Origin of the sequence: Frigoribacterium sp. RIT-PI-h (assembly GCF_001297205.1) — a bacterium.
Taxonomy (GTDB): Bacteria; Actinomycetota; Actinomycetes; order Actinomycetales; family Microbacteriaceae; genus Frigoribacterium.
Genome location: NZ_LHOZ01000093.1, coordinates 1 through 8,829 on the forward strand (window position 1 = coordinate 1; position 8,829 = coordinate 8,829).

7 protein-coding genes are annotated in these 8,829 nt (G+C 71.3%); 3 read left to right on the forward strand and 4 right to left on the reverse strand.

Going from position 1 to position 8,829, the window contains the following annotated elements; genetic code table 11:
• Positions 1 to 539: 539 nt before the first annotated feature.
• Positions 540 to 1,505, forward strand: coding sequence for a glycyl-tRNA synthetase (locus tag AEQ27_RS14270; RefSeq protein ID WP_152970391.1), 966 nt, complete (start codon positions 540 to 542; stop codon positions 1,503 to 1,505).
• A gap of 57 nt (positions 1,506 to 1,562) precedes the next feature.
• Here AEQ27_RS14270 and AEQ27_RS14275 read toward each other — a convergent pair whose 3' ends face one another.
• From AEQ27_RS14275 to AEQ27_RS14290, 4 genes are all read right to left on the reverse strand, one after another.
• A complete protein-coding gene (locus tag AEQ27_RS14275) occupies positions 1,563 to 3,047 on the reverse strand; it encodes an MFS transporter (protein ID WP_054147275.1) in 1,485 nt (494 codons plus the stop codon).
• 542 nt (positions 3,048 to 3,589) lie between these two features.
• Positions 3,590 to 5,098, reverse strand: a complete 1,509-nt coding sequence (locus AEQ27_RS14280) for a DHA2 family efflux MFS transporter permease subunit (RefSeq protein ID WP_369813665.1) — start codon at positions 5,096 to 5,098, stop codon at positions 3,590 to 3,592.
• A 122-nt stretch (positions 5,099 to 5,220) separates the two neighbouring features.
• Positions 5,221 to 6,099 (reverse strand): ABC transporter permease subunit, encoded by an 879-nt coding sequence (locus AEQ27_RS14285; protein ID WP_054147276.1) that lies wholly within the window; start codon positions 6,097 to 6,099, stop codon positions 5,221 to 5,223.
• On the reverse strand, positions 6,096 to 7,058 hold the full coding sequence (locus tag AEQ27_RS14290; RefSeq protein WP_043593111.1) for an ABC transporter ATP-binding protein: 963 nt from the start codon (positions 7,056 to 7,058) through the stop codon (positions 6,096 to 6,098). The genes AEQ27_RS14285 and AEQ27_RS14290 overlap by 4 nt, the downstream gene beginning before the upstream one ends.
• 164 nt (positions 7,059 to 7,222) lie before the next feature.
• Between AEQ27_RS14290 and AEQ27_RS14295 the strand changes: the two genes are divergently transcribed.
• Positions 7,223 to 7,957 carry a DedA family protein gene (locus AEQ27_RS14295; protein ID WP_235451104.1) on the forward strand — a complete coding sequence of 245 codons (735 nt, stop codon included), beginning with the start codon at positions 7,223 to 7,225 and terminating at the stop codon, positions 7,955 to 7,957.
• A complete protein-coding gene (locus tag AEQ27_RS14300; protein ID WP_082383603.1) occupies positions 7,954 to 8,673 on the forward strand; it encodes a hypothetical protein in 720 nt (239 codons plus the stop codon). The genes AEQ27_RS14295 and AEQ27_RS14300 overlap by 4 nt, the downstream gene beginning before the upstream one ends.
• Positions 8,674 to 8,829: the final 156 nt, after the last annotated feature.

Consider the following 8,829-nt stretch of genomic DNA (forward strand, 5'->3'; position numbering starts at 1 on the left):
GCCCCGTCGTCCCAGCCGCCGCCGCCATCGCCGCCGGCCCCGCGCGCTTCCCCCCCGCGGTCTCTATCTCTTGCTCCCCCCCCCTCCCCCTCCCCTCCCCGCCCCTGTCACCCCTCCCGCCCCTGTCACGCCTTCCTCCTGTCACGCCTCGTCTCGCCTCCCGCCCCGTCCTCAGGTGCATCCTGGACACTGCGGCCGCCGCCACCCTCCGGCCCTCGGTGGCAACTCCTGCCTGCTGCAGTCCGCAGGCCGTCCCGTCGCGATCTGGTCACGATGGGCGCGCGCCCTGCAGGAGTTCCCGGCGCCTCACCAGCACGGTCGACAACTCCTGGCGACGGGCGGGTGCCGGCCCGCCGCCTCCCGCGGGCCGCACGCGGGCAGGGCAGGGGCCAGAGGTTCGCGACGACGTGCCCGCCGAGACCGTGGAAGGTTGCACCGGCTCGAAGTCGTCTCGTCCACAGGGGGCTGGACCCGCCGACCGTCCCCGACACGAGGCATCCGGACGGGACGGTGACCGAGACTCGGCCACGCTCGTGGACATGACCACCATCGCCGAACTGGTGTCGTCCGCCGGAGGGGTGCTCCACAAACGCGACCTGGTGGCCCACGGGGCGACCGACCGACACCTCACCGCCGCCGTTCGATCCCGCAGCGTGAGCCGACCCCGGCGGGGGTGGTATTCGACGTGGCCGACCCACGACCCCCGCTACATCGCGGTGGCCGTCGGCGGCCGGCTCACGGGTGCGTCCGCCCTCCACCTGCTCGGAGCGTGGTCGTGGTCGTCGCTCCGACCACCCGTCACGGTGTCGGTGCCCGAGACGGCCTCGCGCCTCCGGAGGCGTCGTGGGGTCCGAGTCGTGTGGGACCCCGTCGAGCTGAGCGGCCGGGGTTCGACATGGGCGGTCGATCCTCGCGACGCCCTGGCTCGGGCGGTCGTCGAGGCACGATCCTTCGAGGACGCGGTGATCCTCGTCGACTGGGCGAGGGATGCGGGCATCGTCCATGACGATGACGACGCCGCCGAGGTGCTGTCCCGGAAGAGGGCGGACGCTGCCGGCCTCGTCGCGTGGAGTGGAGGAGGCGCGGAGAGCATCCTCGAGAGCGCCGCCGGAACGAGACTCCGGCGCGCAGGACGCCATGTCGTGCGTCAAGTTCCCATCGCGGGGACGAGCAAGATCATCGACATGGTGGTCGACGGGATCATCGGCTTCGAGACCGACGGTCGAGCACACCACGAGCGGCGCTTCCACGAGGACCGGGTCAAGGACGCCGACATCGCCCGTGACGGTCGGGTCCCGTTCCGGGCGAGCGCCGAGATGGTGCGGGACAGGTGGCGGTCGACGGCCGAGGCGATCGACGCACTGGTCCACACGGCGGGCGGTCCACGTCCGGTCGAGGATGCCGGCAACTCCTCGTTGCCGCGGGTGCTCGGGCCCCGGGGTCGCAGACTCTGGCGGCTGGCGCTTCCTCGACGGCTCACCGGTCAGGACATGCCGACGGGGTGAAGTGGGGGACGGCCGGGCTCGGCCCCTCCGGGCCCCGCCCGACCCGACACAGCCACGTCAGCGCCGCGGCGACTCCTTCGACGAAGGGACGACAGAGAGGGGCGTGGTGATCGTCTCGAGCGACTTGCGGGCCGCGTCGACACCGAAGATCAGTGCGATGACACCGCCGACCAACATGACGCCGGCGCCCAGGAAGTACCCGCCCGTCAGCGGCCCTCGATCGCTGCCGTCCCCGACGAGGGCGCCGTACAAGCTGGGAGCGACGGCACCGACGATCTGCCCGAGGGCGAAGAAGTACCCGATCACCTGGCTCCGCAGTTCGAGCGGGAAGATCTCGCTCACGGTCAGGTACGCCGATGAGGCCCCCGCCGAGGCGAAGAAGAACGAGACGCTCCAGAACGCGGTCTGCGTCGCGGCGTTCAGCACGTCCGCCTGGAAGAGGATCGCCGACACGGCCAGCACGGCGGCCGACACGGCGTACGTCAGGAAGATCATCTGACGCCGACCCCAGCTGTCGAACAGCGGGCCCAGCACGAGCGGTCCGAGCAGGTTGCCCACGGCGAAGATCAGGAAGAAGTACTGCGTGCTGCTGGGACTCGTGCCGTAGAAGTTCTGCAGCACGAGCGCGTAGGTGAAGAAGATCGCGTTGTACAGGAACGACTGCGTGATCATCATCGCGGCGCCGACGAAGGTGCGCTTCGGGTAGTCGTGCACCAGGGTCCGGATGATGGTCCCGAACCCGATCCGCCCTGCGGCGACCACCTCGATGGCCTGGTCGTCCGACACGGGCTCGAGGTGGTCCGTGCCCTTGTCGCGTTCGACCCGGGCCTCGATGTCGTCGACGGTCGCCTCGGCCTCTTTCTCGCGTCCGTGCGTCATCAGCCACCGCGGGCTCTCGGGGATGTGGCGGCGCAGGTAGATGATCGCGAGCCCGAGCACCGGGCCGATGAAGAACCCGATGCGCCAGCCGACGTCCTCGGCGAACAGGTCGGGGTTCAGCAGGAAGATGTTGGCCGTCGCACCGAGGGCCGCACCGCCCCAGTACGTCCCGTTGATGGCGATGTCGACCCGACCCCGGTACTTCGACGGGATGAGCTCGTCGATCGCCGAGTTGATGGCGGCGTACTCTCCACCGATGCCTGCCCCGGCGAAGAACCGGAACACGGCCAGGAAGACGAAGTTCGGCGACAGTCCCGCGATGGCGCTCGCCACGAGGTAGATCGCCAGGGTCAGGATGAACAGCTTCTTGCGCCCGAGGCTGTCGGCCATGCGTCCGAAGATCAAGGCCCCGAAGACCTGGCCGACGAGGTAGATCGTGCCCAGCAGACCGACCTCGGCTGCGGTGAGCCCCAGGTCGGCCTGGAACCCGGCCGACGCGACGATCTGGATCTCGAGCCCGTCGAGCACCCACGAGAACCCCAGGCCCACGACGATCGACCAGTGGAACCTCGTCCACGGCAGACGGTCCATCCGGGCCGGGACGAGGCTGCGCGTGCCTCCGACCGGGGCGCCGCTCGGTGTGGTGGTGGGTGAGCTGGTCATGGGTCGGCCTCCCGGTGGTGCGTGACAACGAGTGCGCAGTCTGCAACTCTGCATGATCTGCACGTCCACGGACGCTACCCCCGCTCGAAGTCCGTGTCCGGGTCGGCCCGCACGTCGAGGAACCAGCCAGCTCGAGGAGGCGCGTGCTGGGAACTCAGGACTCCGGGGAGGTGCGGGCCGAGAAGACCGGGACCTGGACGCGGGGCGCACCCCAGGGCAGGAGTTGCCTGCACCCGCGGAGGTGAAGGAGGCGCGGGTGGCGGAGAGCCCACTCCCGGTGCCATCGCGCAGTCGCCCTCGCAGAACCACCCGTCGGTGACGCGACGGCCCACGACCTCACTGCCGACCGACACGGCGATCAACTGCCGATGGTCGGTGCCTCCCGGAGTGGGAGGCACCGACCATCGGCCATTCGTCAGCCAGGACGCAGGACGCAGGACGCAGGACACACGACGCACGACGCGCGGCACATTGCGCGCGTCGCACAGCCGCGTTGCACGGCCGCGTCGCACAGCCGCGTCGCACGGCCGCGCCGCGACCGGCTAGTGCGCGACGACCGGCTCGGCCCCTTCGACGACCGGCGGCCGCCGCACGAAGAACGACCCCACGACGGCGAACACCGAGATGATCGCGCCGACCAGGAACGCGGCGCGCACGCCGGCTCCGGTCGCGGCGGCTCCGGCGCCCGACTGACTGGCGGCCGCGGTGGCGGCGAGGGTCATCACGGTGACGAACACGGCCGTGCCGGCGGCACCGGCCAGCTGCTGCACCGTGCCGACGATGGCACTGCCGTGCGAGTACAGGTGGGACGGCAGCGACCCGAGGCCCGACGTGAACAGCGGCGTGAACATGAAGGCCAGGCCGATGCTGAGGGCGACGTGGGCGCCGAGCACCATCGGGATCGGCGTGGACTCGGACACCGTCGACATGAACCACAGCACGGCGCTGACGAGGGCGGTGCCGGGCACGAGCAGCACGGTCGGGCCGTACTTGTCGAACAGACGTCCCACGACAGGTGACAGCAGGCCCTGGACGAGACCGCCGGGCAGCAGCAGCAACCCCGTGGCGAGCGGGTCGAGGCCGTGCACGTTCTGCAGGTAGATCGGCAGCACGATCAGGGTGCCGAAGAGGGCGATCATGCCGACGCCGAGCACCGACGCCGAGATCGTGAAGGTGCGCGACGAGAACGTGCGCAGGTCGAGCAGGGCGCGGTCGCGACGCTGCAGCGAACGCTGACGCAGCACGAACGCGACGAGGGCGACGACGCCGACGGCGAGCGGCACCCAGGCGGGCACGGCGGCCTCGGCCCCCTCGCCGATCGAGCTGAGCCCGAAGACGATGCCGCCGAAGGCGAAGGCCGACAGGATCACCGAGGTGACGTCGAGCGGCACCTTCTTCGGTGTGGTGACGTTCTTGACGCGGGCGGCGCCCAACGCGAGCGCGGCGAGGGCGATCGGCAGGACGAGGATGAACATGAAGCGCCACTCGAGCACGCTCAGGATGACGCCCGAGATCGTCGGACCGATGGCCGGGGCGACCGAGATGACGATCGAGATGTTGCCCATCGTGCGTCCGCGCGTGGCCGGCGGCACGAGGGTGAGCACGGTGGTCATCAGCAGCGGCATCATGATCGCCGTGCCCGAGGCCTGCACGACGCGTCCGAGCAGCAGCACGCCGAAGCCGGGAGCGATCGCCGAGATCGCCGTGCCCAGGCTGAACAGGCTCATCGCGGCGATGAACACCGGGCGGGTGTTGAAGCGTTGCAGCAGGAAACCCGTGATCGGGATGACCACGGCCATGGTGAGCATGAAGCCCGTGGTCAGCCACTGGCCCGCCGTGACGGTGATGTCGAGGTCGCGCGTGAGGCTCGGCAGGGCGACACCCATGATCGTCTCGTTGAGGATCACCACGAAGGCGGAGACGAGCAGCAGCCCGATGACGAGCTTGTTGCGGGCCTCGGTGCCGGCCTGGTCGTGGTCGGCGCCCGCTGTCGCGGTCACGCCGGATCGGCTGTCGCCGACGGTCGTCGGGGGAGAGGGGTCGATGCTCAAATGGGGCTCCTCGGAGGTGACGGCGGGTGTGCCTGTGCGACCGAACGTACGAGACGGTCCGGTTCTTCCCGATCCGTCACGAACGTCCCGCCGTCACCCCGAGGAGGCGCGGTGCGGGTCGGTCAGACGTCGCGTCGCTTCACGAGCGCGAGCGCCAGCCCGAAGAGCACCACGACCCACCCGACGAGCACCAGCAGGGCGCTCCACGGTTCGAGGACGAGGGCTCCGTCGGGGCTCGGCAGCGTCATCGCCGATTGGCCGGAGACCACGTAGTCGTAGAGTCGGGCGGCGGCGTTCGGCGGGATGATCTCGGCCAGGGTGTAGACCCACGCGGCGTCGACGAACGCCGTGAAGATCTGCACGATGATCGGCAGCACGAAGACCAGGCCGACCGAGGCCGCGATGGCACCGGCACCGTTGCGGATGATCGCACCGAGCGAGAAGGCGATCATGCCGGTGAAGGCGATCGACGCCGCGGCGCCGAGCACGCTCCGCCAGAGGGCGCCGTCGCCGAAGTCGACCGTGATGTCGTTCGACGGCAGGATCGCGCTGTTGATCAGCAGGGTCAGGACGAGGGCGACCAGTGACACCACGAAGAGCGTCACCGCGATGACCACGAGCTTGGCGATCACCGCGGGCAGGCGCTTGGGAACCGTCGAGAAGGTCGACCGGATCATGCCCGTGCCGAACTCGCCGGTGATCACCAGGGCACCCAGGATCGATGCCACGAGCTGACCGAAGACCACCCCGACCGAGACGGACTGCGCGACGATCTGCTGCTGTTGCTCGGTGCTGGCCTCACCGGCCTGGAACAGGCCCGCGCTGAGGGCGAACAAGGCGCCGAAGCCCACGATGATGACGACCATGATCGACAGGCACCACCAGGTCGAGCGCAGCGTGCGCAGCTTGATGACCTCGCTGCGCAGCACGCCGCCGAAGGTGAGCTTCGAGGTCGGGCGAGCCGGCCGGTCGCGGTGACGGGTGGGGGTCGTGGCGGTCATCGGGTCGCTCCCTGGGGGGTCTGCGTGTCGGGGGCGACGTGGCTGCCTCGAGCCGCGCCTCCTGCGTGGTATTCGACGGAGTCCTGCGTGAGGGTCATGTACGCGTCCTCGAGCGAGCGGACCAGCGGGGTGAGCTCGTGCAGCACGACTCCGGACGAGGCGGCGAGGTCGCCGACCCGCTCGGCGGTGATGCCCCGCAGCTCGACGACGCCGGGCTCGACGGCCGTGACGGCGACGTCGGGCCCCTGCAGCAGCGAGACGAGGTGGTCGGCGTGCGGGCTGCGGACGCGGACGGCGTCGCCCGAGGCCTGCGAGATGACGTCCGAGATGGGGGAGTCGGCGAGCACCTTGCCCCGCCCGAGCACGATGAGGTGGTCGGCGGTCTGCGCCATCTCGCTCATCAGGTGCGAGGAGAGGAACACGGTGCGGCCCTCGCTCGCGAGGAAGCGGGCCAGCGTGCGCACCCAGACGACGCCCTCGGGGTCGAGGCCGTTGACGGGCTCGTCGAGGATGACGGTGGCCGGGTCGCCGAGCAGCGCGGCGGCGATGCCGAGGCGCTGGCCCATGCCGAGCGAGAACCCGCCGACGCGCTTCTTCGCGACCGACTCGAGGCCGGTCAGGGCGATCACCTCGTCGACGCGCTTCTTGCCGATGCCGTGGGTGGCGCCCATGGCCAGCAGGTGGTCGTGCGCGCTGCGACCGGTGTGCACGGCCTTGGCGTCGAGCAGGACGCCGACCTCGTGCAGGGGGGCGGCGTGGTCGGCGAACCGCTTGCCGTTGACCGTGACGCTGCCGCTGGTGGGGCGGTCGAGCCCCACGATCATGCGCATGGTGGTGGACTTGCCGGCGCCGTTCGGGCCGAGGAACCCGGTGACGAGACCGGGGCGGACCGTGAAGGTGGCGTCGTCGAGCGCGCGCTTGTCTCCGTAGATCTTGGTGAGGTTCCGGGCTTCGATCATCGCGTGCGTCCTGTCGTCGGCATGCTGAGGGGTGTCCGCATCGCCCCAGGCTAGGGGCGCGGGGTGTCCGGGGGCATCCCCCGCCCGGCCGAGACCTGCGGATGACGGCATGGTCCGCTCGGTGGACGCCTCGTCCCGGGGTCGACCCGTTACAGTCGTCCCTCGTGATCGCCGCCCCCCTGCCCGCCGCCCTGCCCGCCTCGACCGGCGGGGGGGTCGTCCTCTTCAACCCCGACGAGCTGCTGCCTGCCCTGGGCCCCTGGGCCCTGGCAGGCATCTCGCTGATGGTCTTCATCGAGTCGGGCGTGCTGTTCCCCTTCCTGCCCGGCGACTCGCTGCTCTTCACCGCCGGCGTGCTGCACGAGGCGCTGGGGCTGCAGGTCTGGGTGATCGCGCTCTGCGCCTTCGTCGCCGCGGTGCTGGGCGACCAGGTGGGCTACTTCCTCGGCAACCGCTTCGGCCGCCGCCTCTTCGAGGACGACGCACGCATCCTGAAGACGGCCTACCTCGAGCGCGCCGAGTCCTTCTTCGCGAAGTACGGCGGCACGAGCCCGATCCTCGGGCGGTTCGTCCCGATCGTCCGCACCTACGTCCCGCTGGCGGCCGGGACCGCGGGCTACCGGTACCCCAAGTTCCTGCTCTTCAACGTGACGGGCGCCTTCCTCTGGGCCGTGGGCATGACGGTGCTCGGCTCGCTGCTCGGTGGCATCCCGTTCATCCGCGACCACATCGACGTGCTGGCGGTCGTGCTCGTCGTGTTGTCGGTCGTGCCGATCGCCCTGCACGCGCTGCTCGCCTGGCGCCGGTCGCGCCGCGAGGCCGCCCTGACCGAGCTGCGGACCGCCGACGTCGGTGACGACGCGGGCACCCGTCCCGGCTCGGCCGGCCGCCCCGAGTGACCGGTACGCCGCTCGGCTCGGTCGACGACCTCGTCGCCCGGGCCCTCGCGGTCCACGCCCGGACGCAGGAGGCGCGGCTCGGCTCCTCCGCAGGCCTCGCGTCTGCCGTCGGCTCGGCCCCGACGCCCGTCCGCACCCTGATCGGCGTCGCGGGGGAGCCGGGCGGCGGGGGGAGCGCGGCGGCCGCGTCCGGCGGCGAAGGCCTCACGCGGGGCGGGGTGCGCGCCGTCGTCGCCCCCAGGGCCGGTTCCCCCCCCGCCGGGGCCCCCCCCGCCCGACTCGACCGCCTCGACCGCAAGGGAGCCGTCGACACCTTCGACGCCGACGGCTACCTCGCCCTGCTCCACCGGCTGCGGTCCCGGGCGACGACGGTGTGGGCCCCCGAGTACGTCCGCGGCGTCGAGGAGTCGATCGGCGGCGCGGTCGAGGTCGACCCGTCCGTCGAGGTCGTGGTCAGCGAGGGGAACTACCTGCTGGCCGAGCTCGCGCCGTGGCCCGAGGTGCGCTCGGCGTTCGACGAGGTGTGGTTCGTCGACACCCCGGCCGAGCAGCGGCACCGCTGGCTCGTCGCCCGGCACGTCCGGTTCGGCATGACGCCCGAGGCCGCCGAGGACTGGGCCGCCGGTCCCGACGAGGCGAACGCCCGGCTCGTCCGGGCCACCCGCGCCCGGGCCGACGTCGTCGTGGACGCCGGCCGCCTCTGGCCCGACGCCTGACCGACCGGCCGCACCGCACCTCCTCGACCCCCCCTCTACCCCACCTATCCCTTCGGAGGCACCCGTGGCACCAGACGTGCCCACCGACCTGCACCGCGGCCGCCACAGCGGCCTCATGGCTCACCTCTCTGCTGGCCATACACGCACCACCGACCG

Bases quoted from the DNA above. Each gene is read 5' to 3' on its own strand.
- AEQ27_RS14270 (WP_152970391.1), top strand. From the start codon at position 540: ATGACCACCATCGCCGAACTGGTGTCGTCCGCCGGAGGGGTGCTCCAC.
- AEQ27_RS14275 (WP_054147275.1), bottom strand. From the start codon at position 3,047: ATGACCAGCTCACCCACCACCACACCGAGCGGCGCCCCGGTCGGAGGC.
- AEQ27_RS14285 (WP_054147276.1), bottom strand. From the start codon at position 6,099: ATGACCGCCACGACCCCCACCCGTCACCGCGACCGGCCGGCTCGCCCG.
- AEQ27_RS14290 (WP_043593111.1), bottom strand. From the start codon at position 7,058: ATGATCGAAGCCCGGAACCTCACCAAGATCTACGGAGACAAGCGCGCG.